Source organism: Dakarella massiliensis (assembly GCF_001182045.1).
In the GTDB taxonomy this organism is placed as follows: domain Bacteria; phylum Pseudomonadota; class Gammaproteobacteria; order Burkholderiales; family Burkholderiaceae_F; genus Mesosutterella; species Mesosutterella massiliensis.
Genome location: NZ_CVTY01000007.1, coordinates 753,040 through 779,718, shown reverse-complemented (window position 1 = coordinate 779,718; position 26,679 = coordinate 753,040). Strand labels below are relative to the sequence as shown.

24 protein-coding genes are annotated in these 26,679 nt (G+C 61.0%); 18 read left to right on the top strand and 6 right to left on the bottom strand.

Translation table 11 applies throughout. The features are described from left to right. Positions 1–5 precede the first annotated feature (5 nt). The 4 genes from rpsR to BN1936_RS11795 all read left to right on the top strand — a co-directional run bounded on the left by rpsR (position 6) and on the right by BN1936_RS11795 (position 3,156). On the top strand, positions 6–278 hold the full coding sequence (rpsR, locus tag BN1936_RS09860; protein ID WP_049687287.1) for a 30S ribosomal protein S18: 273 nt from the start codon (positions 6–8) through the stop codon (positions 276–278). A gap of 18 nt (positions 279–296) precedes the next feature. Then, on the top strand, positions 297–746 hold the full coding sequence (rplI, locus tag BN1936_RS09855) for a 50S ribosomal protein L9 (RefSeq protein ID WP_022443134.1): 450 nt from the start codon (positions 297–299) through the stop codon (positions 744–746). A gap of 208 nt (positions 747–954) precedes the next feature. Then, positions 955–2,379, top strand: a complete 1,425-nt coding sequence (gene dnaB, locus BN1936_RS09850) for a replicative DNA helicase (protein ID WP_049687286.1) — start codon at positions 955–957, stop codon at positions 2,377–2,379. Positions 2,380–2,391: 12 nt separating this feature from the next. Next, a complete protein-coding gene (locus BN1936_RS11795; RefSeq protein ID WP_082164567.1) occupies positions 2,392–3,156 on the top strand; it encodes a DUF456 domain-containing protein in 765 nt (254 codons plus the stop codon). 169 nt (positions 3,157–3,325) lie between these two features. On the opposite strand, the gene BN1936_RS09840 is transcribed toward BN1936_RS11795, so the two are convergent. Beyond that, positions 3,326–5,083: a PhoH family protein gene (locus tag BN1936_RS09840; RefSeq protein WP_049687285.1), complete on the bottom strand. Its 1,758-nt coding sequence runs from the start codon at positions 5,081–5,083 to the stop codon at positions 3,326–3,328. Positions 5,084–5,346: 263 nt separating this feature from the next. Here BN1936_RS09840 and BN1936_RS09835 point away from each other — a divergent pair, with 263 nt between their 5' ends. From BN1936_RS09835 to clpB, 7 genes are all read left to right on the top strand, one after another. Continuing rightward, positions 5,347–6,654 carry a homoserine dehydrogenase gene (locus BN1936_RS09835; RefSeq protein WP_049687284.1) on the top strand — a complete coding sequence of 436 codons (1,308 nt, stop codon included), beginning with the start codon at positions 5,347–5,349 and terminating at the stop codon, positions 6,652–6,654. A gap of 24 nt (positions 6,655–6,678) precedes the next feature. Next, positions 6,679–8,106: a threonine synthase gene (gene thrC / locus BN1936_RS09830; protein ID WP_049687491.1), complete on the top strand. Its 1,428-nt coding sequence runs from the start codon at positions 6,679–6,681 to the stop codon at positions 8,104–8,106. 6 nt (positions 8,107–8,112) lie between these two features. Beyond that, positions 8,113–8,640 carry a molybdopterin-guanine dinucleotide biosynthesis protein B gene (gene mobB, locus BN1936_RS09825; RefSeq protein ID WP_022444145.1) on the top strand — a complete coding sequence of 176 codons (528 nt, stop codon included), beginning with the start codon at positions 8,113–8,115 and terminating at the stop codon, positions 8,638–8,640. A gap of 7 nt (positions 8,641–8,647) precedes the next feature. Next, on the top strand, positions 8,648–9,853 hold the full coding sequence (locus tag BN1936_RS09820) for a molybdopterin molybdotransferase MoeA (protein WP_049687283.1): 1,206 nt from the start codon (positions 8,648–8,650) through the stop codon (positions 9,851–9,853). Positions 9,854–9,944: 91 nt separating this feature from the next. Next, entirely contained in the window at positions 9,945–10,202 is a 258-nt protein-coding gene (gene moaD / locus BN1936_RS09815) for a molybdopterin converting factor subunit 1 (protein WP_022444147.1), read from the top strand. Positions 10,203–10,206: 4 nt separating this feature from the next. Next, positions 10,207–10,665 carry a molybdopterin synthase catalytic subunit MoaE gene (gene moaE / locus BN1936_RS09810; protein WP_022444148.1) on the top strand — a complete coding sequence of 153 codons (459 nt, stop codon included), beginning with the start codon at positions 10,207–10,209 and terminating at the stop codon, positions 10,663–10,665. A gap of 212 nt (positions 10,666–10,877) precedes the next feature. After that, positions 10,878–13,490: an ATP-dependent chaperone ClpB gene (gene clpB / locus BN1936_RS09805; RefSeq protein ID WP_049687282.1), complete on the top strand. Its 2,613-nt coding sequence runs from the start codon at positions 10,878–10,880 to the stop codon at positions 13,488–13,490. Positions 13,491–13,607: 117 nt separating this feature from the next. On the opposite strand, the gene putP is transcribed toward clpB, so the two are convergent. The 4 genes from putP to BN1936_RS11395 form a co-directional block, all read right to left on the bottom strand. Further along, entirely contained in the window at positions 13,608–15,092 is a 1,485-nt protein-coding gene (gene putP, locus BN1936_RS09800; RefSeq protein WP_022444151.1) for a sodium/proline symporter PutP, read from the bottom strand. A 102-nt stretch (positions 15,093–15,194) separates the two neighbouring features. Further along, positions 15,195–16,322, bottom strand: a complete 1,128-nt coding sequence (gene moaA / locus BN1936_RS09795; protein WP_053101857.1) for a GTP 3',8-cyclase MoaA — start codon at positions 16,320–16,322, stop codon at positions 15,195–15,197. A gap of 109 nt (positions 16,323–16,431) precedes the next feature. Continuing rightward, positions 16,432–17,571, bottom strand: a complete 1,140-nt coding sequence (locus BN1936_RS11400) for a hypothetical protein (RefSeq protein WP_049687281.1) — start codon at positions 17,569–17,571, stop codon at positions 16,432–16,434. Beyond that, a complete protein-coding gene (locus tag BN1936_RS11395; RefSeq protein WP_082164566.1) occupies positions 17,558–19,525 on the bottom strand; it encodes an Rne/Rng family ribonuclease in 1,968 nt (655 codons plus the stop codon). Before BN1936_RS11395 ends, BN1936_RS11400 begins: the two co-directional genes overlap by 14 nt. Positions 19,526–20,322: 797 nt before the next feature. Here BN1936_RS11395 and BN1936_RS09775 point away from each other — a divergent pair. Together BN1936_RS09775 and BN1936_RS09770 are read left to right on the top strand one after the other, a co-directional pair. Then, positions 20,323–21,342: an RluA family pseudouridine synthase gene (locus tag BN1936_RS09775; RefSeq protein ID WP_053101855.1), complete on the top strand. Its 1,020-nt coding sequence runs from the start codon at positions 20,323–20,325 to the stop codon at positions 21,340–21,342. Beyond that, positions 21,323–21,994 (top strand): HAD-IA family hydrolase, encoded by a 672-nt coding sequence (locus BN1936_RS09770; RefSeq protein WP_049687279.1) that lies wholly within the window; start codon positions 21,323–21,325, stop codon positions 21,992–21,994. The genes BN1936_RS09775 and BN1936_RS09770 overlap by 20 nt, the downstream gene beginning before the upstream one ends. A gap of 94 nt (positions 21,995–22,088) precedes the next feature. On the opposite strand, the gene BN1936_RS09765 is transcribed toward BN1936_RS09770, so the two are convergent. Further along, the gene (locus BN1936_RS09765) at positions 22,089–22,691 is read right to left on the bottom strand and encodes a Maf family protein (RefSeq protein WP_049687278.1); all 603 of its coding nucleotides are present in this window, start codon (positions 22,689–22,691) and stop codon (positions 22,089–22,091) included. A gap of 43 nt (positions 22,692–22,734) precedes the next feature. Here BN1936_RS09765 and BN1936_RS09760 point away from each other — a divergent pair, with 43 nt between their 5' ends. The 5 genes from BN1936_RS09760 (at position 22,735) to fabG (ending at position 26,622) form a co-directional block, all read left to right on the top strand. Next, on the top strand, positions 22,735–23,244 hold the full coding sequence (locus BN1936_RS09760) for a YceD family protein (protein WP_022444178.1): 510 nt from the start codon (positions 22,735–22,737) through the stop codon (positions 23,242–23,244). A gap of 72 nt (positions 23,245–23,316) precedes the next feature. Then, on the top strand, positions 23,317–23,502 hold the full coding sequence (gene rpmF / locus BN1936_RS09755; RefSeq protein WP_022444179.1) for a 50S ribosomal protein L32: 186 nt from the start codon (positions 23,317–23,319) through the stop codon (positions 23,500–23,502). A gap of 322 nt (positions 23,503–23,824) precedes the next feature. Further along, positions 23,825–24,808: a beta-ketoacyl-ACP synthase III gene (locus BN1936_RS09750; RefSeq protein ID WP_049687277.1), complete on the top strand. Its 984-nt coding sequence runs from the start codon at positions 23,825–23,827 to the stop codon at positions 24,806–24,808. Between the two features lie 80 nt (positions 24,809–24,888). Further along, a complete protein-coding gene (gene fabD / locus BN1936_RS09745) occupies positions 24,889–25,827 on the top strand; it encodes an ACP S-malonyltransferase (RefSeq protein ID WP_049687276.1) in 939 nt (312 codons plus the stop codon). A gap of 30 nt (positions 25,828–25,857) precedes the next feature. Further along, positions 25,858–26,622: a 3-oxoacyl-ACP reductase FabG gene (gene fabG, locus BN1936_RS09740; RefSeq protein ID WP_049687275.1), complete on the top strand. Its 765-nt coding sequence runs from the start codon at positions 25,858–25,860 to the stop codon at positions 26,620–26,622. Positions 26,623–26,679 lie beyond the last annotated feature (57 nt).

The following is a 26,679-nucleotide window of genomic DNA, read 5'->3' as shown; positions in this document are numbered from 1 at the left end:
TCAAAATGGCTTTTGGTTCCAAGGGTCGTACCGGCAACCGCCGTCCCTCCCAGGGCAATGCCCTCTTCAAGCGGAAGAAGTTCTGCCGCTTTACCGCTGCTCACGTTGAGCAGATTGATTACAAGGATATCGACACGCTGCGCGATTTCATCCAGGAAAATGGCAAGATCATGCCCGCCCGTCTGACCGGCACGAAGGCGATCTACCAGCGCCAGCTCGATACCGCGATCAAGCGTGCCCGCTTCCTCGCCCTCCTTCCCTACACCGACAATCAGTAATCCCGGGGAGATATCGACATGCAAGTTATTCTGCTTGAAAACATTCATCACCTCGGCAATCTGGGCGATGTGGTCAAGGTCAAGGACGGCTACGGCCGCAACTTCCTGATCCCCCAGGGTCACGCCAAGCGCGCCACCAAGGCCGCTATCGCCGAGTTCGAAACCCGTCGCGCTGACCTCGAGAAGGCTCAGGCTGAGCGTCTGGCCAATGCCCAGGCTCTCCAGGAAAAGCTGAATGGTGCCACCGTTACCATCGCCTCCAAGGCTGGTGTTGACGGCCGTCTGTTCGGTTCCGTGACCAACTCCGACATCGCTGAAGCCGTGGATAAGCTTGGCTTCACGATCAAGAAGAGCCAGGTCCGCACGCCGCTCGGCATGATCAAGGCTGTTGGCGAGTACCCGATCACGATCGCTCTGCTCTCCGACATCACCGCTGACATCACGGTTCAGGTCGTCGCCGAAGAGTAATCTCCGGAACGTCCGACTCCTGACAGAGCCTCCGCAAGGGGATTCTGTCGGAGAAAAAAATAGGCTTCCGAAAGGAGGCCTATTTTTTTCCCTTCTTGCTTTACTGTTATTATTTAACCCGCTTTCGTCTTTCTGAAAAGTGTTTCAGAGGGCGTTTTGCATCATGGGGCCCGCTTGCTCCTTTCCGGCCTCTATGGAGCGCAATCTGATGCCTGATCCTTTTTCCAGTTCTGATCTTCCTGCGAATTCTGTCCGTGTTCCGCCGCATTCTGTCGAGAGTGAACAGACGATTCTCGGCGGTCTGATGCTGAACACCCAGGCGTTTGACCAGATCTCCGACATTATTACGGCTGAGGATTTCTACCGGGCCGACCACCGCGTGATTTTTGACGCTATCGCGGCGCTGCACCTCCGGGGTGAGCCTGCGGACGTGATCACGGTCTATAACGAGCTCGAGCGCTCGGGGCGGTCGGATGCCGCGGGCGGCCGCCCGTACCTCAACGCGCTGACAAGCAATTCGCTTGGCGCCGGGAACATCCGGACTTACGCGGAAATTGTGCGCGACTGCTCGATGCTGCGGCAGCTCGTGTCCGCCGCAGACACGATCGCCGCGTCTGCTCTCGCTCCTGAAGGCCGCGAGACGAAGGACATCATTGATGACGCGGAGAAACTGGTTCTCCAGATCAATGAAAGCGCGGACCGCGGGAACAAAGGCTTCGTGAGACTCAATAAACTCGCGGCGAACGTCTCCGATATCGTCGCGGAGCGCTACCGAACGAAGTCAGCGAACGATGTCACCGGTGTCTCGACCGGGTACCGGTACCTCGATCAGCAGACGTCCGGCATGCAGCCTGGCGACCTCATCATCATCGCCGGCCGCCCCTCGATGGGTAAGACCGCGCTCGCGCTGAATATCGCGGAGCATGTCGCGATGGCGGGCGATAACAGCTGGCCGGTTGCCGTGTTCTCCATGGAAATGAGCGGCGAGCAGCTCGCGATGCGACTCATCTGCTCGCACGGGCGCCTTGACGCGCAGAAGGTCCGCAAGGGCCGTCTTGATGAGGGTGGCGACTGGGATCGGTTCACGACCGCGGTCGCCGATATGGAAAAGGCGCCGCTTTATATCGATGACACGCCGGCGCTCAGCGTCACCTCGCTCCGAAGCCGCGCCCGGCGCCTCATGGCGCAGACCGGGCAGCTCGGCCTCATCGTGGTCGACTACCTGCAGCTGATGGGCGGCAGCTCCAGCCGCCGCGAAGAAAACCGCGCGACCGAGATTTCTGAAATTTCCCGCGGCCTGAAGAGCCTCGCAAAGGAACTCCGCGTTCCCGTGATTGCGCTTTCCCAGCTAAACCGCTCGGTTGACGGCCGCCCCGACAAGCGCCCTGTGATGTCCGACCTTCGCGAGTCGGGCGCTATCGAACAGGACGCTGACGTCATCATGTTTATTTATCGCGATTGGGTTTACAACAAGGAATCCGATCCGATGCTCGCCGAAGTGATCATCGGCAAGCAGCGTAACGGCCCTGTGGGGACCGTGAAGCTTACGTTCAACGGGAAGTACACGTCGTTCGAAAACCGGGCAGAGGTGCCCGAAGGCTATGTGCCGGACGACATGCAGGAACCTGCCTAAGGATAGGAAGACATGGAATACCTACTGTATCTCGGGGCTCTCGCCCTTATCGCTGTGGGTCTCGCCGGAACCGTGATCCCCGCGATTCCGGGACTGCCGATCATTTTTGCCGGCAGCTGGCTGATCGGCTGGGCGAGCGGCTATGAGCTGATCTCGGTGACGGCGGTTGTGATTCTCGCGCTGCTTGCCGCGGTCGGTATCGGCATCGATATCCTCGCGCAGATTCTCGGCGCGAAGCGGGCGGGCGCGAGCCGCGCCGGCCTCTGGGGCGCTGTGATCGGCACCGTGGTGGGGCTGGTTACCGGGATCTGGGGCATTGTCTTCTTCCCGCTGATCGGCGCGGTGATCGGTGAAATCATGGCGGGCCGCGACATGCTGAAGGCGGGAACCGTGGGTCTCGCCACCTGGATCGGGATGGCGGTCGGTATCGGTGTGAAGATCGCGCTCGCGTTCATCATGGTGGGTATTGTCCTTTTCTCGATCGTGACGAACTCCGGCATCACGAGTTTCTTCGGGGGCTCAAGCGCGGCTGCCTCCTCTGCCGCCGTGGTCCCGCAGGCGCCGAATGGGGCAGCGCCCCTTGAAGGCCATCCGGGACAGCCTTCTGAGCGAGGCCGGATCGTGGAAGTGCCGCAGGGTCAGAGGTCGAAGAGTTCTGACGACGCTTCGTCTCCCGCTGTGGATGCCGCTCCGTCGGACGCCGCGCCTGCGGGGCTCCCGCGCCTGCGGCTCCCGCGCCTGCGGCTCCCGCGCCGTCTAATGACTTCCCGCAGGTGACTGCGTCGCAGATGAAGAACCCGGACGCAGCCTCGACACCTAAGCCCGCTCCAGCTCCCGCGGCGCCTGCCACACAGCCCGCGGCGCCGCAGCCGTAACGAAACGGCAGTGAGGATAAAAAATCCCGGATCTTTCTGGATCCGGGATTTTTTATGGGTGAAGAGTCTGATCAGAGGACCGAGGACGCGAAGTCCGCGAGGCGGCTCCGTTCGCCGCGCTGCAGCGTGATGTGGCCCGCGTGCGCCCAGCCCTTGAATTTATCGACAACGTAGGTGAGGCCTGAGCTCCCCTCTGTGAGGTACGGCGTATCGATCTGCGCGATGTTCCCCATGCAGACGATCTTCGTGCCGGGGCCGGCTCGCGTGATAAGAGTCTTCATCTGCTTCGGAGACAGGTTCTGCGCCTCATCGATAATGAGGAAGCGGTTGAGGAACGTGCGGCCGCGCATGAAGCTCATCGACTTCACGCGGATCCGGGAGCGGATGATGTCCTGCGCCGTGTCGTGACCCCAGGTGCCGGAGGAGGCATCCGTGTGGTTCAGCACTTCGAGGTTATCTTCCAGCGCCCCCATCCAGGGCACCATCTTCTCTTCTTCCGTGCCGGGGAGGAAACCGATCTCTTCGCCTACCGAGACCGTCGCGCGGGTGAAGATGATTTCCGAGTACCGGCGTTCATCAAGCGTCTGCGTGAGAGCCGCGGCAAGCGTGAGGAGCGTTTTGCCGGTGCCGGCCTGACCGAGGAGCGATACGAAGTCAATCTCGGGGTTCATGAGGAGGTTCAGCGCGAAGTTCTGTTCGCTGTTCCTCGCGGTGATGCCCCAGACGTTATTCTTCGGGGTCGTGTAGTTCTTGAGTGACCGGAACACCGCTTCATCGCGGTCGACCGAGCTCACAATGCCTTCAAAGCCCCCTTGAGCGCTTTCCGAATAGACGAATTCGTTCACGAGCATCTGGGGAACAAGCGGCCCCTTCACCCGGTACCAGGTGAAGCCGTCCTTCTGCCAGGATTTCATCCCCTTCGCGTGCGTTTCCCAGAAGTTCCCGGGGAGCGAGAGCTTACCGCTATAGAGGAGGTCCGAGTCGTCGATCGTCTTGTCGTTGAAATAGTCTTCTGCGGGGAGACCGATCGTCGCGGCCTTGATCCTCATATTAATGTCTTTCGACACAAGGATCACGACGTGGTCCTTGAGGACCGAGGTGATGCCAAGAACCGAAGAGAGAATCGCGTTGTCGCCGGACCCGGTCTTCAGATCCGAGGGGAGCGGGAGTTCGACATTCAGGCGTCCAGTCTGGAAGTAGAGCTTTCCCTTCGCCTCGCGGTTTCCTAGGGCGGAAAGCGGAAGGCCTTCTGAGAGATCGGGGTTCCCGGTCGCTTCCATCAGCTGATCGATTGTGCGGGAAACCTGGCGCGCGTTACGCGCGATGTCGCTCATGCCGGTCTTATGGCGGTCAAGTTCCTCAAGCGCGGTGAGCGGAATGAAGACGTCATGCTCCTCAAACCGGAAGAGGCAGGTCGGATCGTGGAGGAGCACATTCGTGTCGAGCGCGAACATGCGGGGCATCTTCGGATCCGGAAGCGCGCGGCCGCGGCGAAGCGACGGGAGCTTCGTTTCAGAAGGAGTGCCCAGCGTGATCGGCGGCTGAACCTTCGGAGCCGCGGCGGTTTCAGCCTTGCGGGCGGCCTGGGCGGCTGCTTTCCCGGCCGCCTTCTTACGGCGGGACGCGGCAGATTTCTTTTCAGTGACCGCGGCGGCGGGCGCTGCCATTTCGAGCGCCTCGGCGGGTGCCTTCTCGCGGCGGCGCCTCTTCGGCTGCTTTTCTGCGGCCGGGGTTTCCGCCTTCGGCGGAGTCTTCAGCGGCAGGTCATTTTCACTCTGATAGTCGGCGAGCATGTCGCCCGGAACTTTCGGGGAAGCCGGCAGAGGCATAGTTTTCCTCATATTTGCGTGTCTGTATCACTGACCAATATAACGCCGTGAATTGACAGCTGTGTGAACTCCCGAAAAAAAAATCGCATATCCGGGATCCGAAGCCCGCCCTCTGGTTTTCTATAGGTCTTGATATTTGGTACGATTTTCAAATTGCCGCTGCAGAAAAAAATAAGCAGCGCTCGGGCGCGGTCATCCTATCGGATCGCGGTGAATAACGGGCGGATGGCGTTACTCTCAAAATAAGCAGGGAGCTTTAACTCATGGATTCAGTGAAAATCGGTCTGGCCGGCGCAGGAACCGTCGGCGGCGGTGTCTGCCGGGTGCTTAACCGCAATCAGGAGCAGATCAGCGCGCGAGCCGGCGCAAGGATCGAAGTGAAGTATGTGACGTGCCGTCACCCCGAGAACCGTTCTGACCTCGTCCCGCTCGTGGGGTCGCTCGGCATTGACTGGCATGAAATCGTGGAGGATCCCGAGATCGCGATCGCGGTTGAGGCGATGGGCGGAATCGAACCCGCGCGCTCCTATATCCTCGCCGCGATTGAGGCGGGGAAGCACGTCGTCACCGCGAACAAGGCGCTCCTCGCGCAGCACGGGGACGAAATCTTTGACGCCGCGGCGAAGAAGGGCGTGATCGTCGCCTTTGAGGCCTCGGTCGCTGGCGGCATCCCGATCATCAAGGCAATGCGTGAGTCGCTCGTCGCGAACCGCATTCAGTCGGTGGTCGGCATCATCAACGGCACCTCAAACTTCATTCTCACGAGCATGCGGAAGGAGAAGATTTCGTTCGCTGAGGCGCTCTCCAAGGCGCAGAAGCTTGGCTACGCGGAGGCCGATCCTTCGTTTGATATTGACGGCATCGACGCGGCCCACAAGATCTCGATCCTTTCCTCGATCGCGTTCGGCGGCCCGATTTCGTTTGATAAGGCCTATATCGAAGGGATCCGCGATCTGCAGAACGTGGATATCGAGTTCGCGGATCAGCTTGGCTACCGCGTGAAGCTGCTCGGCATCACGAAGCGGCGCGGGACAGGGATTGAGCTCCGTGTCCATCCGACGCTCGTACCTGAGCGGCGTCTTCTCGCCCACGTGGGCGGCGTGACAAACGCCGTTGAAGTGAAGGGCGACGCCGTGGGCTCCACCCTCTACTACGGCCCGGGCGCGGGATCAGAACCCACCGCCTCCGCGATGATCGCGGATATCGTGGACGTGGTCCGCATGATCGGCGTGTCCTCCAACCACCAGGTCCCGGTGCTCGGCTACAAGCGAAAGATCGAGAATGTCGATGTGCTCCCGATGGGTGAGACGGTCTGCTCCTACTACCTCCGTATCGGCGTGACGGACAGCCCCGGCACGCTCGCCGACGTGAGCCGCGTCTTCGCGGATATGGGGATCAGTATCGAGTCCCTCATTCAGAAGGAAGCGGTCGCGGGCCAGGGGTCGACCTCAATCGTCCTGATGACGCACACCGCCTGGGAAGCGGCCGTTCAGGAAGCGATTCGCCGGATCGAGGCGCTTGACTGCGTGACCGGCAAGATCGTTCTCCTTCGCAAAGAAGAACTGAATTAATAAGAGGACAACATGGCAAGCAATATCCGCTATCTCTCCACCCGCGGTGAATCGACCGGGGCGTCCTATGATGAAATCGTGCTTCGGGGGCTTGCGTCTGACGGCGGCCTCTTCATGCCGGAAAGCTACCCGCAGGTGACAGCCGAGGCGCTCGAATCCTGGCGGAAGCTCCCGTACGCGGACCTCGCCTTTGAGGTGCTGCGGCTTTTCGCGAGCGGGATCGATGAGGCGGCGCTGAAGGAAATCTGCCGCTCGACCTATACCGAGAAGACCTACTGCAACGCGCGTGAGGGCGATGACCCGAAGGACATCACGCCGGTGCGCTGGCTTGAGGATGGGATCGGGCTTCTGGAGCTTTCGAACGGCCCGACGCTCGCCTTCAAAGACATGGCGATGCAGTACCTCGGGGCGCTTTTCGAGCATCTCCTCGCGCGTGAAGGGAAGACTCTCAATATTCTCGGCGCTACGTCCGGCGACACCGGGTCCGCTGCCGAATACGCGATGCGGGGCCGGAAGGGGATTCGCGTCTTTATGCTCTCCCCCTATGGCCGCATGAGTGACTTCCAGCGCGCCCAGATGTATTCGCTTGAAGACCCCAATATCTTCAATATCGCGGTCCGCGGAACGTTCGATCAGGCGCAGGACATCGTGAAGGCGGTCTCTAACGACCATGCGTTCAAGTCCGCGCATTCGATCGGCACTGTGAATTCCATCAACTGGGCGCGTGTTGCCGCTCAGGTGGTCTATTACTTCAAGGGGTGGCTTGCGGCTGCCGAGAAGGGCGAGGCGATTTCGTTTGCCGTTCCGTCCGGCAACTTCGGCGACGTTCTCGCCGGATGGATCGCGAAGCAGATGGGGCTCCCGATCGCGAGCCTCATCGTCGCGACAAACGAAAATGATGTCCTTACTGAGTTCTTTGAAACCGGTGTTTATCACCCGAGAGACGCGGCGCATACGTATGTCACCTCCTCGCCCTCGATGGATATCAGCCGCGCGTCGAACTTTGAACGCTTCATCTTCGATATCGTTGGCCGTGACCCCGAGGTGCTGAAGCGCCTCTGGCACGTGATGGCGACGGAAGGCGAATTCCGCCTCACCGGGGAACTCTGGGAGCGTGTGCTTGCCTCAGGCTTCACCGCGGGCAAGAGCACCCACGCGGACCGTCTTGCCACGATCCGCGACACCTGGGAGCGGCTCGGCGTCATGATCGACCCGCATACCGCGGACGGTCTCAAGGTGGCTCGCGAGAAGCGTCTTCCGGGGGTAAAGTGCCTGTGTCTCGAGACGGCTCAGGCCGCGAAGTTCTCGAAGACGATTATCGAAGCGACGGGCACGGTGCCTGCGATCTCCGCCTCCTGCGCCGATCTTCTCAGCCTTCCGCAGCGCTGTGAAGTGATGGATCCTGAAACGGAGGACGTGAAGCAGTTCATCGACCGTCATACAAAGGAGTAATCAAAATTGTTTCTCTTCGGCATCACGGGATACTCCGGAAGCGGGAAGACCACCCTCAACGAAAAGGTGGTTGAGTGTCTCCGGGCACTCGGCTACAGTGTCTCCTGCGTGAAAGACGCGCATCATCAGGTGGATCTCGATACCCCCGGGAAGGATACGTACCGGTACCGGGTGTCGGGCGCCGAGCAGGTGATCCTCAGGACGCCTGACCGCTGGGCGCTGATGGAGGAGACGCCTGAGGGACGAAAGCCCTTGAGCGAGATTCTCCGCGCGATGAAGCCGGTGGATTTCGTGCTGCTCGAAGGATTCAAGGATGACGGCGACTTTCCCCGTATCGAAGTCTCGAGGGGGCCTCATAAAGAAGCCCCGCTCTGGACGAAGAGAGGTGATATTGTTGCGGTGGCCTCTGACACTCCGGAAGGAATTCCGCCCGGAATGTCGTGGCTGAACCTCAACGAACCCCGGCAGGTGGCGGACTTCATCGTGAGCCTGCGGGACAGCTGGATGAAAGAGAAAGATAACGTTAAGGAGTAACCGGGAAATGATTTCCTACCGTGAAGCGCTGCAGAACCTGCTCTCCAAAGTCACCCCGATCGGAAGGACTGAAACCATTCCGACGCTTTACGCCGAGGGCCGGGTGCTTGCGGAAGACATCATTTCACCGGTGAACGTGCCGCCGGCGGATAACTCCCAGATGGATGGCTATGCGGTCCGCGCTTCGGACCTCGCAGCTGCCTCCCCGGAGCATCCGGTGACGCTCCCCGTGTCGCAGCGGATCCCCGCGGGTTCCGTCGGTACGCAGCTTGAAGCCGGCACCGCGGCCCGTATTTTCACGGGCGCTCAGGTGCCGCCCGGAGCGGATTCCGTCGTGCAGCAGGAGCTCGTTGAAAAGAACGAAGACGGCACGGTGGTCTTCAAGGCCCCGGTGAAGACGGGAACGAACGTCCACCTCGCGGGAAGCGACTTTCCGGCGGGTGAAACGATTCTGCACGCGGGCGATAAGCTCACCCCCGCGAACCTCGGCGTCGCGGCGTCAACCGGCCGCGCGTACCTCCGCGTCTACGGCCGCCTCCGCGTCTCGATTTTCTGCTCCGGAAGCGAACTCGCGCGCCCCGGGGAACCGCTCCGCGAAGGCGCGATCTATAACTCGAACCGCTATCAGCTGCGGGCTCTTCTTCACGCGCTTGGCTGCGAAGTGAACGACGTGGGTTCGGTCCGCGATTCGATCGAGGATACGGTCGAAGCGTTCCAGAAGGCTGCGCGCTCCACGGATGTCATTGTGACGACCGGCGGCATGAGTGTCGGCGAAGAGGATTACATCAAGCCCGCGGTGGAGCGTCTTGGCCACATTGATATGTGGCGTCTCGCGGTGAAGCCCGGAAAGCCTTTCGCGTTCGGTGAAGTGTCCGGCGTTCCGTTCCTCGGTCTCCCGGGAAATCCGGTTGCCGTGTTTGTCGAAACCCTCATGATGGTGCGTCCGTTCCTTCGCGTCCGTCAGGGCGGCCGCGCTGATCTCCACCGTCCGATCGCGGTCCGCGCGGACTTCGACTGGAAGGCCGGTGACCGTGAGGAATTTATCCGCGTCTACCGTAACGACAAGGGAGGTCTCTGCATCCTCCCGAACCAGAATTCCCAGGTGCTCTCCTCCTGCGCCAAGGCGGACGGCATCGTGGACGTCCCTGTCGGGAAGGACATCCGGCAGGGTGATTTCGTGGACTACTATCCACTGGCAGAGTTCCTCGCCTGAGGCGGAGCGTTTCAGGCTCCCGGCCCAGCAGTTCCTCAGAGCGTTCCGGAACTCTTCCCTCCTTTAATACAACAAAAAAGAGGATCCTCAAATGAAAGTCAAGGTGCTTTACTTCGCTTATCTCCGCGACGCGGTCGGCCGTCCCTCTGAAACGGTTGAAGTGCCCGCCGGAGTTGAAACGGTCGGCGCGCTCCGCGATTACCTCGTGGGGCAGGGCGATCCCTGGAAGAGCGGCTTTGAAAGCGTGAAGCGCATCCGCTTCTCCGTGAACCAGGTGATGGCGGATGAAACCGCGGCGATCAAGGACGGCGACGAAGTCGCCTTCTTCCCGCCTGTCACCGGAGGCTAGTCCTATGGGGATCACGAAGGTGATCGTGCGGCACGAGGATTTCGACGTGTCGCGCGAAATGGAGGAGCTGCGGAAGGGCTCCGGCTCAGCCGGCGCCATGGTGGCGTTTACGGGCGTTGTCCGTAACCGGAATCAGGGCGACGATATCTTTGCGCTGACGCTCGAGCACTACCCCGGAATGACGGAATCCGCGATCACGGCGATCGCGGACAAGGCCCGCGCCCGCTGGGAGCTTGATGACATCGTCGTGATCCACCGCGTGGGGCGGCTTGAGGTGGGCGATCAGATTGTGCTCTGCCTTGTCACCTCCGCGCACCGAGGCGAAGCGTTCGAGGCGTGCGAATACATCATGGACTGGCTGAAGACCGAGGCCCCCTTCTGGAAGAAGGAAGAGACCCCGTCCGGCAGCCGCTGGGTGGACGCGCGTGAGAGCGACGAAAAGGCGAAGGCTCGCTGGCAGTAGGATTTTTTCCGCGATACAAAAAGAAGTTCCGAAACCGCAAGGGATTCGCTCCCTTGCGGTTTTTCTTTTTCCGGTTCAGCCTATTACGCAGGGATTAAAAATTTACTTTTGATAACGAATCCCCCTTGAAAAACGGTTTCTGTGTCCCCATATAGGAACTACGAACGACGGAAGCCTAATTCCGGCGATTCCTAAAGGAAAGATATAAACCTATGCGTCAAGACAAACTCACCACGAAGTTCCAGGAAGCTCTGGGCGATGCCCAGAGCCTAGCTCTCGCGCACGACAACCAGTTTCTCGAGCCCGTGCATCTGCTCGCCGCGATCCTTCACGATAAGGATGGCTCCGCGGTGAGCCTGCTCGAGCGCGCGGGCGTCAACGTCCCCGGTCTCACCCGGGCGGCCGACCAGGCGATCGAAAACCTTCCGAAGGTTTCCGGCACCGCGGGCGACATCCAGGTGAGCCGTGATCTAGCTAACGCCCTTAACCTCACCGAGAAAGAGGCGATGAAGCGGGGCGATGAATTCATCGCGACCGAGATGTTCCTTCTTGCCCTCGCGGACGAGAAGAGCGATGCCGGCCGTATTGCCCGCGAGAACGGTCTTACCCGGCGCGCGCTGGATGCCGCGATCACGGAAGTGCGCGGCGGCCAGGCGGCCGATAACGCGGACGCTGAGCAGTCCCGCGGCGCGCTGAAGAAGTACACGATTGACCTCACCGCGAAGGCCCGTGAGGGGAAGCTCGATCCTGTGATCGGCCGCGACGATGAAATCCGCCGCACGATGCAGATCCTGCAGCGCCGCACGAAGAACAATCCGGTCCTGATCGGCGAACCGGGCGTAGGCAAGACCGCCGTCGTTGAAGGTCTCGCGCAGCGTATCGTGAACGGCGAAGTGCCGGACACGCTGAAGAACAAAGTGATTCTGTCGCTCGACATGGCGGGGCTGATTGCCGGCGCCAAGTACCGCGGTGAATTCGAGGAACGCCTGAAGGGGCTTCTGAAGGAAGTGACCGCGCAGAACGGCCGCATCATTCTCTTCATCGATGAGCTGCACACGGTGGTCGGAGCCGGAAAGACTGAAGGCTCGATGGATGCCGGCAACATGCTGAAGCCTGCGCTCGCACGCGGCGAACTCCATGTGATCGGCGCGACGACTCTCAACGAATACCGCCAGTACATCGAGAAGGACGCGGCGCTGGAACGCCGTTTCCAGAAGGTGATGATCGGGGAGCCGTCGGTTGAGGACACGATCGCCATTCTCCGCGGCCTGCAGGAGAAGTACGAAGCCCATCACGGCGTCCAGATCACGGACCCGGCGATTGTGGCCGCGGCTGAGCTCTCGAACCGTTACATCACGGACCGCTATCTCCCGGATAAGGCGATTGACCTTATCGATGAGGCGGCTGCCCGCGTGAAGATGGAGATCGACTCGAAGCCCGAGGCGCTCGATAAGATCGACCGCCGCCTGATTCAGCTGAAGATCGAACGCGAAGCGATGAAGAAAGAGACGGATGACGCCTCGAAGAAGCGCCTCGCGACGATTGAGGAAGAGATTGAGACGCTCTCCCGCAAGTATTCCGATCTTGAAGAAATCTGGAAGCGCGAGAAGGCGGACGCGATCGGCGAAAAGGAAACCCGCGACAAGATCGATCAGGTCCACCGCGAGATGGATGAGTGCCGTCGGAACGCTCAGTACGAGCGCCTCGCGGAGCTCCAGTACTCGGTACTCCCGGAGCTTGAGAAGAAGCTGAATAAGGAAGCGAGCCAGGTGAAGAAGGATGAGTCGCCCGATAAGCCGCATCTGCTCCGCACAAGCGTCGGCGCTGAGGAAATCGCTGAAGTGGTGTCCCGTGCGACCGGTATTCCGGTGTCGAAAATGATGCGGGGCGAGCGTGAGAAGCTCCTTCACATGCGTGAGGAACTCTCAAAGCGCGTGATCGGTCAGGATGAGGCCGTGAGAAAGGTCGCGGAAACGATTCAGAGAAGCCGCGCCGGACTATCGGACCCGAACCGTCCGTACGGCTCGTTCCTCTTCCTCGGACCCACCGGTGTCGGCAAGACCGAGCTCACGAAGGCGCTCGCCGCGTTCCTCTTCGATAGTGAAAAGGCCATGATCCGCATCGATATGTCGGAATACATGGAGAAGCACAGCGTCGCCCGTCTGATCGGCGCACCTCCGGGATATGTCGGCTACGACCAGGGCGGCTACCTCACGGAAGCTGTCCGGCGCCGCCCCTACAGCGTGATCCTCTTTGACGAAGTCGAAAAGGCTCATCCGGACGTCTTCAACGTCCTGCTCCAGGTGCTCGACGATGGCCGCATGACGGATGGCCAGGGCCGCACGGTGGACTTCAAGAACACCGTGATCGTGATGACCTCGAACCTCGGTTCGCAGGAAATCATGCAGATGGCCGGCCGCCCGCATGACGAAGTGAAGGACGCCGTGATGGAAGAAGTGAAGCAGCACTTCCGTCCGGAATTCATCAACCGTATCGACGAGATCGTGGTCTTCAATTCGCTCGGAGAAAAGGCGATTCAGAAGATTGCCGGTATCCAGGTGCAGAAGCTCGCTGACCGCGTGGCTGAGCAGGGTATCACGCTGAAGGTGACCGACGCGGCGCTCGCGGAAATCGCGAAGGCCGGGTTCGATCCGGTGTTCGGCGCACGGCCCCTCCGCCGCGAAGTGCAGGACGCGCTCGAAACGCCGCTCGCTCAGTTCCTCCTCGAAGGAAAGGCTGCGGAAGGCGACACGGTGAACGTGGGCCTGAACGGGAAGGAACTCGCCTTCTCGGTCACAAAGGCAGAGGAAGCCCCGAACACCTGACGGGGAAATGGAGGGTGTCGGTTGAAACAGCCGGCACCGTTCTTCAGGCTAAAAAATACCGGTCATGCAGTTTTCGCTGCATGACCGGATTTTTTTGCCTTTGATGCGAAGAAACTTTTAGGACTCTTCGACGAGGCGGCGTTCCACGGTATTGAACGCGTCCGTCACTTCCTTTTCCGGAGCCTTATCGAGGAGGCTCACCACGATGATCGCGAGAGACCCAAGGGCGAAGCCCGGGAGGATCTCATAGAGATCGAACCACGCGAAGTAGTGCCAGACGAGCACCGTGATCGCGCCTACCAGCATGCCGGCGAGAGCGCCGTTACGGGTCATGCGCTTCCACCAGAGGGAGATCAGGATCACGGGGCCGAACGAGGCACCGAACCCGGCCCAGGCGTAGGAGACGAGCGACAGCACGAGGCTGTTCGGGTCACGGGCGATGATGATCGCGATGATGGAAACGAGAAGCACCATGCCGCGGCTGAAAATCATCAGTTCGCGGTTGCTTGCCTTCGGGTGAATCAGACGGCGGTAGAAGTCCTCCGTGAGCGTTGAGGAGCAGACGAGGAGCTGGCAGGAAAGCGTCGACATCACGGCCGCGAGAATGGCGGACATCAGGATACCGGCGATCCACGGATTGAAGAGCGCCTTCGCGAGTTCAATAAAGACCCGTTCGTGGTTCTCCGTCACGGCACCGGCGAGATCCGGGTGACCCGCGAAGAACGCGGCGCCGAAGAACCCGGCAGCCACCGACCCGGCGAGGCAGAAGATCATCCAGGTGATCGAAATGCGGCGGGCATTCGGGATCACGCGGATCGAACGCGTCGCCATAAAGCGGACGAGAATGTGCGGCTGACCGCAGTAGCCAAGACCCCAGGCGAGAAGCGAAATGATGCCGATCGTGGTCTGACCGTTCATCATGCTCAGCATATCCGGGTTGATCGCGGCGACCTGGTTCGTGGCGGCGGACGCGCCTCCGAGATCGATCATGACGGCGATCGGCGTCACCACAAGCGCGATGCACATGAGGGACGCCTGAATCGTATCGGTCCAGGACACCGCGAGGAACCCACCGATAAAGACGTAGGCGATCGTCGCGATAGCGCCGAGCCAGAGCGCGGTGGAGTAGGGGAGATGGAACGTGTTCTCGAAAAGCCGGGCGCCGGCCACCATGCCGGAGGCGCAGTAGATCGTGAAGAAAACGAGAATCACGGCCGCGGCGCTCACGGCGAGCCAGTGTGACTTGTCTTCGAAACGCTGCCGGAAGTAATCCGGGAGCGTGAGCGCGTTATGCGACACCTCGGTGTAGAGGCGAAGACGCGCGGCAACGAGTTTCCAGTTCAGCCACGCGCCGATCGTGAGACCGATCGCGATCCAGGACTCGCTGATACCGGCGACGTAGGCCGCGCCCGGGACGCCCATCAGGAGCCAGCCGCTCATGTCGGACGCGCCGACTGAGAGCGCGGTTACGAGGCCGCCGAGCTTTCGGCCGCCGAGAATGTAGTCACCAAAGCTTCTCGTGTGATGCCAGGCATAGAAGCCGATCATCACCATCAGCACGAGATAGCCGATGAAGGTTATCGCTGTGGGATTGAAGTGCATTTTTTTTCTTTCTGTCTCAGACGGAAGGGGGCAGAGTATTTTTTCCGGTATTTTCCGAGAGAGAGCTGCAAGTGGCAAAACCTTTATTCTAACGACAGAGCGTCAGCCGCCGATATAACTCATTTCGACCTTTTTGACCGGAAGAGGCATTCCGTTCATTCGGAGTTCCGAATAATGGTTGCTGCGGTTCGTCCAGATGCGGCCGAGCGCCTCGGCGATTTCCTCGTCGCTCGCGCCGCCGCGGAGCATCGTTCGGATATCAAAACCCCGGTCCGCGAAGAGGCAGAGGTACACCGCGCCTTCAATCGAGAGACGGGCGCGCGAGCAGTTGCGGCAGAAGGGGCGCGTGACAGACGAAATGCAGCCAAACTCATCGTCGCCCTCACCGTAACGCCAGCGCTGCGCGGTTTCGCTCAGGTAATTCGGCGTGAGGGGAGTGACCTTGAACCGCTCACTCACGATCCGGATCACTTCGCTTGTCGGAACGACTTCGTTCATCCGCCAGCCGTTAGACGTGCCGGCATCCATATATTCAATAAAGCGGACGATGACCCCGGTGCCGGCGAAGTGCTCAAGAAGCGGAACGATCTGATTCTCGTTGATGCCGCGCTTTACAACGGTGTTCACCTTCACGTGCTTGAAACCGGCCTCGCGCGCCGCGTGAATCCCTTCGAGGACCTTCGCGGCCGGGAACCCGACGTCGTTAAACTCCTGGAAGATTTTTTCGTCGAGCGCGTCAAGCGACACCGTGAGGCGGTCAAGCCCCGCCTCTTTCAGTCCCTTCGCTTTCTTCGCGAGGATCGAGCCGTTGGTCGTCATCGCGATATCGACCTTTTTCCCGTCCGGGGTTCTGAGAGTCGCGAGTTTCGCGATCAGATCCTCAATATGCTTTCTGAGGAGCGGCTCGCCGCCCGTGAGGCGGATTTTCCGGACACCATGCTCCACCGCGATCCGGGAGATCCGGTAGAGCTCCTCAAAGTTCAGCAGTTCCTCATGCGGCAGATAGGCGTCAAACTTATCCCAGATCTCCTTCGGCTTACAGTAGCGGCAGCGGAAGTTGCAGTGATCGGTGACCGAAATACGGATATCGGTCAGAGGCCGCCCGAGCATGTCGACCCAGCAGCCGTCTTTCTCCCGGATACCGCCATTCAGCGGAATCGGCAGGGCTTCGAGCGACTCACTCACGATCGGAATCACGCGGGAGTTATCGGTTAGGTTTTCAGACGCCATGTATCTCACCTGAGAAAAAGGAAAGCGAAAGAAAAAGGAAAGGCGCTGGAATTTCTAAAAACCCCAGCGCCCTTTTTATTGCGGTGCCCCGATCCCGGGGCTGATCGGATTAAGACGCGTCTTTCTTCGTCTCGACCTGGATCATTTCGACCGCTTCAACCGGAGGAAGCACCGGACGGGGACGTCCCGGCGCCTTCGGCTGCGTGTAGCTCACTTCGCCCACGAGTTCGGGACGGGTGTGAACGACCTGCAGACCGTGAGACGCGAGTTCAGCCTCGATACCGGTGGCGCCGTCCGCGATCCGGGCTCCGGTGACGGAAGCCTCAGGCTTCTCGGGAGCAGGAGCGGGAGCGGCGGTTTCGGCTTCAGCCGGGGCAGCCGTCACGGTTTCCACCATTTCGGATGCGGCCGGCACAGCTTCCGGAGCGCTTTCTACGGGTTCAGACTGTACCGCAGTTTCGGCTTCGGCCGGAGACTTTTTTTCAGGTTCCGCGGTGGGAGCGGCGGGAGCCTCAGCGACCGGAGCGGCGGGTTCTGCCTTCACTTCCGGGGCCGGAGCCGCGGTAACGGCTTCAGCTACGGCAGGAGCGATGGCGGCAATGGCGGGGGCCGCGGCTTCAGCTGCGGCCGTCGTTTCCGTCTTCACGGTGTCCGCGGCGCGCTCAGCGCCCGACTTTCCGCCGCGGCGGCGGTTACGGCTGCGGCGGGAACGGGTTCCGCCTTCCTTCTCGTCCTTCGGAGCCTCGTGAGCGGGAGTGGCGTCGACCGCCTGAGCGACAGCGGCGACGATCGGCTTCACGTCGGAAACGCTTTCGCCGGATGTCGCCGGGGCAACGGCAAGCTTCGCCGCGCGGGTCTCAAACTCGCGCACCTCGCGTTCCGTCACATCCTCAGCCGGAGCCGCGTTCTGAACGGCGGCCTGCTGCGTCTGCTGATCCTCCTCGCGCGTGCGGTGGGAGTGATGACGGCGGCGGCGACGGCCTTCGTTCTGCTGCTCCTGAGCGGGCTGCTGAGACTGGGCGTCCTGAGCGGCAGGAGCCGGGGTCTGGGCGGTCTGAGCCGGGGCAGCGGTCTGCTGCTGTTTCTTTTCTTCAGATGCCTGCTGCTGAGCCTGAGCGTTCACCTGTCCTTCGGACTCTTCCGAATGACGGCGGCGGCTCCGTCTGCGGCGGTTCTCCGTCGTTTCAGCGGCAGCGGCCTTCGCGCGGCGCTCGGCGGCCGGTGCGGACTCGTGGTCACCGGCTTCCATCCTTCTTCGCTTCGGGCTTCGCGGCGGCCGCGGGAGCGGCAGCTGCGGCGGCTTCCGCCTTCAGCGCGGCGGTCTCAGCCTTCGGTTCGTTCGAGCCAAGGAGGATATCCATCAGGCGCGCGAAGAATCCCTTCTTCGGAGCCTGAGTCTGCGCGGGAGCGGCCTTCGGAGCGGCAGCCTCAGCCTTAGCGGCCGGCGCTTCCTTCTTCTCCTCTTCCTTCTTACGGTCAACATGAGCCGGCGCCGGCGTGTCACGCGTGATGTTCTTGATCACGGGGACCTGCTTCGGGCGGGCGGGCTTGTTTTCGTCAGACTTCAGAGCGTACGGGTCAGTCGACACCGGCTGGATATCCTCAGCGCGCTTGTAGCTCGCGACATCGTCCTCCATCCGTTCGTCATTCGCGCGGATGCGTTCGATGTGGTAGTGCGGGGTCTCGAGCACGGTGTTCGGGATCAGGATGACCGGGATGCGGTTACGCTGTTCGATCTTCGCGATTTCGGTGCGCTTCTCGTTCAGGAGGTACGTCGCGACATCGACCGGAACCTGAGCGTGAATCGCGCCGGTACCGTCCTTCGTGGCTTCTTCCTGGATGATGCGGAGAACCTGGAGCGCGGAGCTCTCGGTGTCACGGATGACGCCAAGGCCGTTGCAGCGCGGGCAGGTGATGTGGTGGCCTTCGGAAAGCGCCGGGCGGAGTCTCTGGCGGGAGAGCTCCATCAGGCCGAAGCGGCTGATCTTCGCCATCTGCACACGGGCGCGGTCGTCCTTCAGGGCGTCCTTCATGCGGAGCTCGATCGCGCGCTGGTTGCGGGCGTCTTCCATATCGATGAAGTCGATCACGACGAGACCGCCCAGGTCGCGCAGACGCATCTGGCGGGCGATTTCGTCCGCCGCTTCGCAGTTCGTGCGGAAGGCGGTTTCCTCAATATCAGCGCCGCGGGTCGCGCGGGCCGAGTTCACGTCGATCGCGACGAGCGCCTCGGTGTGGTCGATCACGATCGCGCCGCCGGACGGCAGCGTCACGGTGCGGGAGTACGCGGTCTCAATCTGGTGCTCGATCTGGAATCGGGAGAAGAGCGGGGTCTCCTCGCGGTAACGCTTCACGCGGCCCACCATGTCCGGCATCACGTTCAGCATGAACTGACGGGCCTGGTCATAGATTTCATCCGTGTCGACGAGAATCTCACCGACCTCGGGCTGGAAGTAGTCGCGGATCGCACGGATCACGAGGGCGCTTTCCTCAACGATGAGGAAGGGGGCCGGGTTCACGCGGCGGAGCTTCTGACCGTTCACCACGGGGTCCGTCACATAGGACACCGTGCGGTGGCCGTTTTCGTCGCGGACGAGTTCGTATTCAGGCGTCGCCGCGTCGCAGATCGCGTTCCAGAGCTTCAGGAGGTAGTCGAGATCCCACTGCAGCTCCTCGATCGTGCGGCCGATACCGGCCGTGCGGGCGATAACCGACATTCCCTGCGGGAGCTTCAGCTCTTCGATCAGGTGACGCAGTTCCTGGCGCTCTTCCCCTTCGATACGGCGGGAAACTCCGCCTCCGCGGGGGTTATTCGGCATCAGGACGAGGTAGCGTCCGGCGAGCGAAATAAAGGTCGTGAGGGCGGCGCCCTTGTTGCCGCGTTCTTCCTTCTCCACCTGGACGAGAATTTCCTGGCCTTCGCGCAGCGCCTCGCGGATCGTGCACGTATGAACGTCCACGTCCTTATTGAAGTAGCTGCGGGAAACTTCCTTGAAGGGGAGGAAGCCGTGGCGCTCTTCGCCGTAGTCGACGAAGCACGCTTCAAGCGACGGCTCGATGCGGGTGATGATGCCCTTATAGATGTTGGACTTATGCTGCTCGTGACCTGCGGTCTCGATATCAATATCGACGAGCTTCTGTCCGTCTACGATCGCAACGCGGGTTTCTTCCGCCTGCGTCGCGTTAAATAGCATGCGCTTCACTGGAGCACTCCTAAGCGCCTCTGTCGCGGGCGCAGTAAGCGTGCGGAATGAATGCGGTGGACCCCGTTCCGGACCCGTGCCCCCCTAACTGAATAAGGTGACCGGCCCGGAGGAAGGCCGGGTTATGGCTGGTCTAGGCGCAGAACGCGGACGGCTCCGCCGCCCGCTGAAGGCATCTGAAGCCGCATGCGCGATAGGACGGCGGCAGGAAACGCTTGCAGCATCCCCGCCTCGGCAGCCCGTATTTGGCAATCCAGTTGTCTTTCTTCTCTAGTCACAGGTTAATCATCAAAAAACTGAAAAAATAACCGCCGTACAACCCAGGCACACGCAGCACAGCCAGCGCTCTGACAGTGTCAGACGCGGCGGCATGCGGCACCCATGCATTCTTCGCAGACACAGTCCGAGGTGCTCGCCGCGGACTGTGTTCGGGATTCCCGTTCTCCTCAAGCACGGCAGTCATCCGGCACTCCGGCCGGGTCCGCTCCGCGCGAGCTGCGGGCAATCCCATTTTTAGAAAATTGCTGATGTCGGGGCGTACTCTTTCTTCACTCGCGTTTCCGCGCTCAGGCTGCATCAGACGCAAGGCCGAGACTTGAAGCGAAGGATGAGAATCCCGCCCGGGACGGCTACAATGCCTCCATCCCCGACAAATCGACAGGGGACCGCAACGGCAGGTCGATCAACCTCGCATCCCTAGCAGGATGCAGGGAAAACTCTCAAGGGTTGCTTGGAAGCGGATGGCTTCCGGGGGTCCGCGCCTGAATCGATGTCCGTAAGTATAGTGGATAGGGACAATGTCAGAGATAAATTCTGCAGAAAAATTCATCATTTCATCCTCCCGGGTGACGGAGCTTTCGCCGGACCGCGTGACGTGGATCCGGATCGGGGAAGATTCGGACGGGCAGCGCGTGGATAATTTCTTCCTCCGCGTGGCAAAAGGCGTGCCGAAGAGCCATATTTACCGGCTTCTCCGGAGCGGCGAAGTGAGGGTGAATAAGAAGCGCGTGAAGGCGGAGACGAGGCTTGCGCTGGATGACATCGTCCGCGTACCGCCTATCCGTGTGCCGCAGAAGCGGGATCTCGTGCCGCGTGCGGCGCCGATTTCAGACGACACGCTCCCGATTCTCTTCGAGGACGAGCATCTCCTGATCGTCGATAAGCCGGCGGGTCTTGCCTGCCACGGCGGCAGCGGGATCGCGTTTGGGCTCATCGAGCGGCTCCGCGCGAGCCGCCCGAATCAGCCGTTCCTTGAGCTCGCGCACCGGCTGGACCGCGACACCTCGGGCGCGATCATCGTCTGCAAGTCCCGCAAGGCGCTCGTGCGGCTTCAGAAGTCGATGCGGGAAGGCGGGATCGAGAAGCACTACCGGACACTCGTGAAGGGCGACTGGGTGAATGACCGGCAGCATGTGAAGCTCCCGCTTTTCAAGTACGTGACGAAGGAGGGTGAGCGCCGCGTCCGGGTGGATCCGGAGAAGGGCGTCCCCTCGCACTCAATCTTTACGCTCATCCGCCGCTACGGCGACGTGAGTTTCCTCGACGTGGAACTCCTCACCGGCCGCACGCATCAGATCCGCGTGCACGCGGCGGAAAGCGGTCACCCGCTGGTCGGGGACGACAAGTACGGTGACTTTGACTTCAACCGCGAAGTCTCGAAAGGGCTCCTCGGGATTCCTTTCCGGCGGATGTTCCTTCACTCCTACAGCCTCGCCTTTGAGCACCCGGTGACTCATGAGAAAATGAAGATTGAGTCGCCGCTGCCTGAAGCCTGCGAAGAACTGATTCGGGTGCTGAATGAAAGAAAGACCGTTTGAACTGTTTGTTTTCGACTGGGACGGAACCTGCATGGATACGACGCACGCCATCGCGTGCGCGATCCAGGAGGCTGCCCGGGTTCTGGGGCTCGGAGTTCCGAGTTACGAAACCGCGGAAAGCGTGATCGGGCTCGGTCACAAAGACATGATGAGCCGCGCGGTGCCGGACTGCACGGACGCGATCTACCCGGCTTACAAAGCCGAGTACTGGAAGGCTTATATAAAAGAGGAAGACCGGATCACGGGACTGCACCCTGGGATGCGGGAGATGCTTGCCGCAATGAAGATGGCCGGCCTCTGGAGCGCGATCGCGACGGGGAAGAGCCGCGCGGGGCTCGCGAGGGTGCTTTCTAAAACCAGCTCTGAAAGCTACTTCTGCGCGAGCCGCACAATGGATGAGGCGCAGTCAAAGCCTTCTCCCGATATGCTGCGGCAGCTGTCGGATGAATGCTGCGTCCCGATCTCGAAAATCGTGATGATCGGGGACGCGGTGCATGATCTCGAAATGGCGAATAACGCAGGCGCCGCCGCGGTCGGTGTCACCTGGGGCGCGGGGCGGCGCGAGGCGCTGGAAAAGCTTCACCCGATCGCCGTGGTGGACACAGTGCCTGAACTCGCGCGCGCGATCGGCGTTGAGGATCTTATGAAATAACACCGGGTTTCTGATCCGGAGCCCAGAAAAAAAGCCGCACCCGGAAAGGATTCCCGGTGCGGCTTCTGTATATAAAAGAGGAGAACGGCAGCGATCAGGCTTTAAGCCCCGGAAGCACCGTGACGCCTGACTGCGTGAGAAGCGTCGTGAGCGCCATGAGGGGAAGACCGATGAGGGAGGTCGGGTCATCCGACTCCACCGTTTCCATGAGGGCGATGCCGAGTTTCTCGATCTTCGCGGATCCCGCGCAGTCGTAAGGCTCCTCACGGTCCACGTAGGCTTCGATCGTCTCGCGGGTGAGCGGGCGCATCTTCACGCGGGTCTGCGAGAGTTTTTCCCGCACAGTGCCGTCCGGAGCGATCACGGCGAGCGCCGTGGAGAAGACAATCGTGTGACCCTGCATCGCAAGAAGCTGCTCGATTGAGCGCTCACGCGTATGGGGTTTCCCGAGACGGACGCCATCGAGGTCCGCGACCTGGTCTGAACCGATCACGCAGGCCCCGGGGTGCTTCGCGGCAACCCACTTCGCCTTTTCCACCGCGAGCCGCTGGCAGGCTTCCACCGGCGTCTCGCCTTCGCGCGACGTTTCATCAATATCAGATGCTTCCGCGATAAACGAAATGCCGAGCCGCTCAAGCAGTTCGCGGCGATAGCGCGAGCTTGAGGCCAGAACAAGTTCAGGATTCTTCTTTATCATAGTGGGCCTTATTGTACTGAAACCAGTTAAGGGAGTTCTCCGCATGTCTGCTGTCCAGATCGATGTCTTCCGCCTCTCGAAAGAGCGCGGGACTGCGTCCGGAAAATTCACAGCGGCCGAGCTGCCGCTCCTCGCGGGCCATGACGGCCAGTTCACCGAGGGGCAGGTTGAGTGGAGCGCGACCGGAACTGAGGGCCGCAAGCATCTCGCCGGTGCCATTCTCCGCATCGATGGGAAACTGATCGGCTCCTGCTGCCGGTGCGGTGATCCGCTCACTGTTGATGTTCATCTGAAAACGTCGTTTCTTTTTACGAAAACCGAGGCTGAAGCCGATTCAATGCCCATTTCGGAAGACGGCGAGGATGAAGTTGTTGTAGGATCTAGCCACTTTGATGTGGCGAACTGGGTCCAGGAAGAATTGCTGCTCAAGCTGCCGCTTTATCCGGCGCATGATGTCTGCAAGGCTCCCGAGCTCCCGACGGACGAGGAGGAAGAGCTGGAAGATGCCCGGCCCAATCCCTTCGCAGTCCTGTCATCATTAAAGAAACACTAGGTTTTTCCTCAGGATTTTACAAACCGGGGGATAAACGGTTATAATTCGCTGTTTTCAACGTGGGGTCTAAAAATGGCTGTCCAGCAAAATAAAAAATCGACTGCCCGCCGTGGCAATCGTCGCGCTCATGATTTCCTTTCCAATCCGGCACTCGCCGTCGAACCGACGACTGGTGAAGTGACTCGCCGTCACCACATCAGCCCGAACGGTTTCTACCGCGGCAAGAAAGTGATCGAGACCAAGAAGGACGAAGAGTAATTCATATTCTTCGGGGAAGCCGGTTCCGCCGGTATGGACTTGCGGCCTGACGCAGCGTTAACTGCATGGGCCCCACGGCCAATGCGGAGCAATAAGCCCGTGGCTTAGTCTGCAAAGCATCAGCCTTCTCCAAGCGGGAAGGGCTGCCACAGGGTCCGGGTGTACGTCCGGCAGAAAAGCGCTTCCCTCAGAGGCATCACGAAAAGGAGAAAATCGGAAATTACTTTCCGGTCTTTTCCTTTTTTCTTTTTGTATAACCGCACAGGGGATCCCCTCGCCAGAAGTCCCCGTCATACGCCAAACTTGAGGAGGATGCATCAGCATGCCGCTTTCCCAATTTTCACGCCTGATATCCACTGGAAGCGCGCTGCCCGTGCGCCGCGTCACGAATTCGGAGCTTGCGCTCGAGCTCGCGTCGCTCGGAGTGGAGACTTCTGATGAATGGATCCGGTCCCGCACCGGGATCGAGACCCGGTACCTTGTGAGCGGAGAGGAGGGGACGCTCTCTCTCGCTGTGAACGCCTCGCGTGCGGCGCTTGAGAGCGGCGCGATTGACCCCGCGACGATCGACCTCGTGATCGTCGCGACCACGACGCCGGATGAGGTCTTCCCGGCCGTTGCCTGCCGTCTTCAGAGCGCGCTTTCGATTCCGCCCTGCGCGGCGTTTGATATTCAGGCAGTCTGCTCCGGATTCGCGTATGCGGTGTCGGTCGCGGACTCCATGATCCGCTCGGGCGCTGCGCACCGGGCTCTGGTGGTCGGAGCCGAATCCTTTTCCCGCCTTCTTGACTGGCATGACCGCACGACCTGCGTTCTCTTCGGGGACGGGGCGGGTGCCGCGGTGCTTGAGGCGTCCGATAAGCCGGGAATCCTCATGACGCGCCTCACGGCGGACGGCGGAAAGGGGGACTATCTCGCGGTGCCGGGAAGGCTTGATGGCGGCAAGGCGCTCGGGTCGCCGTTCCTCAAGATGGATGGGCGCGCGGTGTTCCGTGAGGCGGTGGAGTCGCTCTCAGCTCAGGCGGAAGCGGTGCTTCGGGAAGCCGGAGTCGCGGCCACAGACATCGATCTCTACGTGCCGCACCAGGCAAACGTCCGCATTATGGATGCCGTGGCTTCACGTATTGGCGTTAATCCGGCCTCTGTCGTGAAGACCGTCTTCCAGCACGGGAACACGTGCGCCGCCTCCGTTCCCTTAGCCCTCGATTATGCTGTAAAAAACGGGATGACCCGCCGGGGTGACACGGTGCTCCTCCAGGGGGTCGGAGCCGGGATGACCTGCGGCTCCGTGCTTCTCATCCTGTAAGGGCGCCCGGTTCAATCCGCGGCGCTACGCTGTTATTATTTCGTCACTGCCCGATAACCGGGCTTAACAGGATTTTTTCCATGCGTTTGGCAATTTTGTTCCCGGGACAGGGTTCGCAGAGCGTCGGCATGCTTTCAGGCTTTGCCGGCAACGACGCCGTCGCCCGGGTGATGGCTCGTTCGAGCGAGGCCCTTGGTGAGGACCTCGAGAAGCTGATTTCTGAAGGTCCCGCGGAGAAGCTTGGACTGACCGTGAACACCCAGCCCGTGATGCTTGCCTGCTCGGTCGCTTTCTATGAAGCGGCGCTCGAGGCCGGTATCCCGGAACCCGCCGTGATGGCGGGGCACAGCCTTGGCGAATACTCGGCCCTCACCGCGGCCGGTGCTTTCAGGCTTGAGGACGCGGTGCCGCTCGTGCGGTTCCGCGCCCAGGCAATGCAGGAAGCGGTGCCGGTGGGTCTCGGCGGCATGGCTGCGATCATCGGTCTCGCGGATGACGCGGTCGAAGCCGTGTGCCGTGAGGCGTCAGAGGCCGGTGTCGTCGAACCCGTGAATTTCAATAGTCCCGGTCAGGTCGTGATCGCGGGCGTGAAAGCCGCGGTGGAGCGGGCCTGTGAGCTTGCCCGCGCGGCTGGCGCGAAACGCGCGCTGCCGCTCGCCGTTTCCGCTCCGTTCCACAGCTCGCTTCTCGCGCCGGCCCGTGACCGGCTCGCGGCGCGTCTTGCCGAAGTGGCGATCTCGGAGCCCCGTGTCCCCGTGATCGCGAATGTGGACGCCGCGCAGCACGGATCCGCTGACTCGATCCGCGACGCGCTCGCCCGCCAGGCCTGCAGCCCCGTGCAGTGGGTGAAGACAATGCATGAGATGGAGAAACTCGGTGTCACGCACATGATTGAGTGCGGTCCCGGCAAGGTCCTCACGGGTCTCGCCCGCCGCTGCGTGCCCTCGATTCCGTGCTACCCCGTGCACAGCGCTGAGACGCTTGAAGCCGCGCTTCAGAACCTCAGTGCCGCGGGCTGATCATCGGTAAAAGTGATAAAGGAAGGAAAGATGGAAAATCAGGTTTTTGCTTCAAACGCGCTCGAAGGCCGCATTGCCCTCGTGACGGGCGCGAGCCGCGGTATCGGTGACGCGATCGCGCAGTCGTTCGCGCGCATGGGCGCTTTTGTGATCGGCACTGCGACGAGTGAGTCGGGCGCTGCCGGGATCACGGAGCGCCTTGCTGCTGCCGGAAAGGGCCGTGGCGTTGTGCTGAATGTCACGAACTACTCCGAAGCCGAAGAGCTCGTCTCTTCGATCGTGAAGGAATTCGGTAAGCTCGACATCCTCGTGAATAACGCCGGCATCACCCGCGACGGTCTCCTCATGCGCATGAAGGACGCCGACTGGGATGACGTGATCGCGACTGACCTCACCTCGGTTTTCCACCTCTGCCGCGCGGCTTGCCGCCCGATGCTGAAGGCGCGCTACGGCCGCATCATCAATCTGTCCTCTGTTGTGGCTTCGAGCGGCAACGGCGGCCAGACGAACTATTCCGCCGCGAAGGCCGGTCTGATCGGCTTCACGCGCTCCATCGCCCGCGAGCTTGGCAGCCGCGGTGTGACGGCGAACTGCATCACCCCGGGGTTCATCGATACCGATATGACGAAGAACCTCCCTGAGGAGCATCTCGCCGCCATGATCGCCCAGATTCCGCTTGGCCGACTGGGTCAAACGGATGATGTCGCGAATGCCGCCTGCTTCCTCGCAAGTCCCGCCGCCGCTTACGTTACGGGCGCTGTGCTGCCGGTGAACGGTGGCATGTACATGGGATAGCCGCCTCATCCCCTCTGGAAATTTTTTCCAGAGGTCTTATATAATTCTGCGATAATC

Coding starts and splice junctions, on each gene's coding strand:
- rpsR (WP_049687287.1), top strand. CDS start 6: ATGGCTTTTGGTTCCAAGGGTCGTACCGGCAACCGCCGTCCCTCCCAG.
- rplI (WP_022443134.1), top strand. CDS start 297: ATGCAAGTTATTCTGCTTGAAAACATTCATCACCTCGGCAATCTGGGC.
- dnaB (WP_049687286.1), top strand. CDS start 955: ATGCCTGATCCTTTTTCCAGTTCTGATCTTCCTGCGAATTCTGTCCGT.
- BN1936_RS11795 (WP_082164567.1), top strand. CDS start 2,392: ATGGAATACCTACTGTATCTCGGGGCTCTCGCCCTTATCGCTGTGGGT.
- BN1936_RS09840 (WP_049687285.1), bottom strand. CDS start 5,083: ATGCCTCTGCCGGCTTCCCCGAAAGTTCCGGGCGACATGCTCGCCGAC.
- BN1936_RS09835 (WP_049687284.1), top strand. CDS start 5,347: ATGGATTCAGTGAAAATCGGTCTGGCCGGCGCAGGAACCGTCGGCGGC.
- BN1936_RS09820 (WP_049687283.1), top strand. CDS start 8,648: ATGATTTCCTACCGTGAAGCGCTGCAGAACCTGCTCTCCAAAGTCACC.
- moaD (WP_022444147.1), top strand. CDS start 9,945: ATGAAAGTCAAGGTGCTTTACTTCGCTTATCTCCGCGACGCGGTCGGC.
- moaE (WP_022444148.1), top strand. CDS start 10,207: ATGGGGATCACGAAGGTGATCGTGCGGCACGAGGATTTCGACGTGTCG.
- clpB (WP_049687282.1), top strand. CDS start 10,878: ATGCGTCAAGACAAACTCACCACGAAGTTCCAGGAAGCTCTGGGCGAT.
- putP (WP_022444151.1), bottom strand. CDS start 15,092: ATGCACTTCAATCCCACAGCGATAACCTTCATCGGCTATCTCGTGCTG.
- moaA (WP_053101857.1), bottom strand. CDS start 16,322: ATGGCGTCTGAAAACCTAACCGATAACTCCCGCGTGATTCCGATCGTG.
- BN1936_RS11400 (WP_049687281.1), bottom strand. CDS start 17,571: ATGGAAGCCGGTGACCACGAGTCCGCACCGGCCGCCGAGCGCCGCGCG.
- BN1936_RS09775 (WP_053101855.1), top strand. CDS start 20,323: ATGTCAGAGATAAATTCTGCAGAAAAATTCATCATTTCATCCTCCCGG.
- BN1936_RS09770 (WP_049687279.1), top strand. CDS start 21,323: ATGAAAGAAAGACCGTTTGAACTGTTTGTTTTCGACTGGGACGGAACC.
- BN1936_RS09765 (WP_049687278.1), bottom strand. CDS start 22,691: ATGATAAAGAAGAATCCTGAACTTGTTCTGGCCTCAAGCTCGCGCTAT.
- BN1936_RS09760 (WP_022444178.1), top strand. CDS start 22,735: ATGTCTGCTGTCCAGATCGATGTCTTCCGCCTCTCGAAAGAGCGCGGG.
- rpmF (WP_022444179.1), top strand. CDS start 23,317: ATGGCTGTCCAGCAAAATAAAAAATCGACTGCCCGCCGTGGCAATCGT.
- BN1936_RS09750 (WP_049687277.1), top strand. CDS start 23,825: ATGCCGCTTTCCCAATTTTCACGCCTGATATCCACTGGAAGCGCGCTG.
- fabD (WP_049687276.1), top strand. CDS start 24,889: ATGCGTTTGGCAATTTTGTTCCCGGGACAGGGTTCGCAGAGCGTCGGC.
- fabG (WP_049687275.1), top strand. CDS start 25,858: ATGGAAAATCAGGTTTTTGCTTCAAACGCGCTCGAAGGCCGCATTGCC.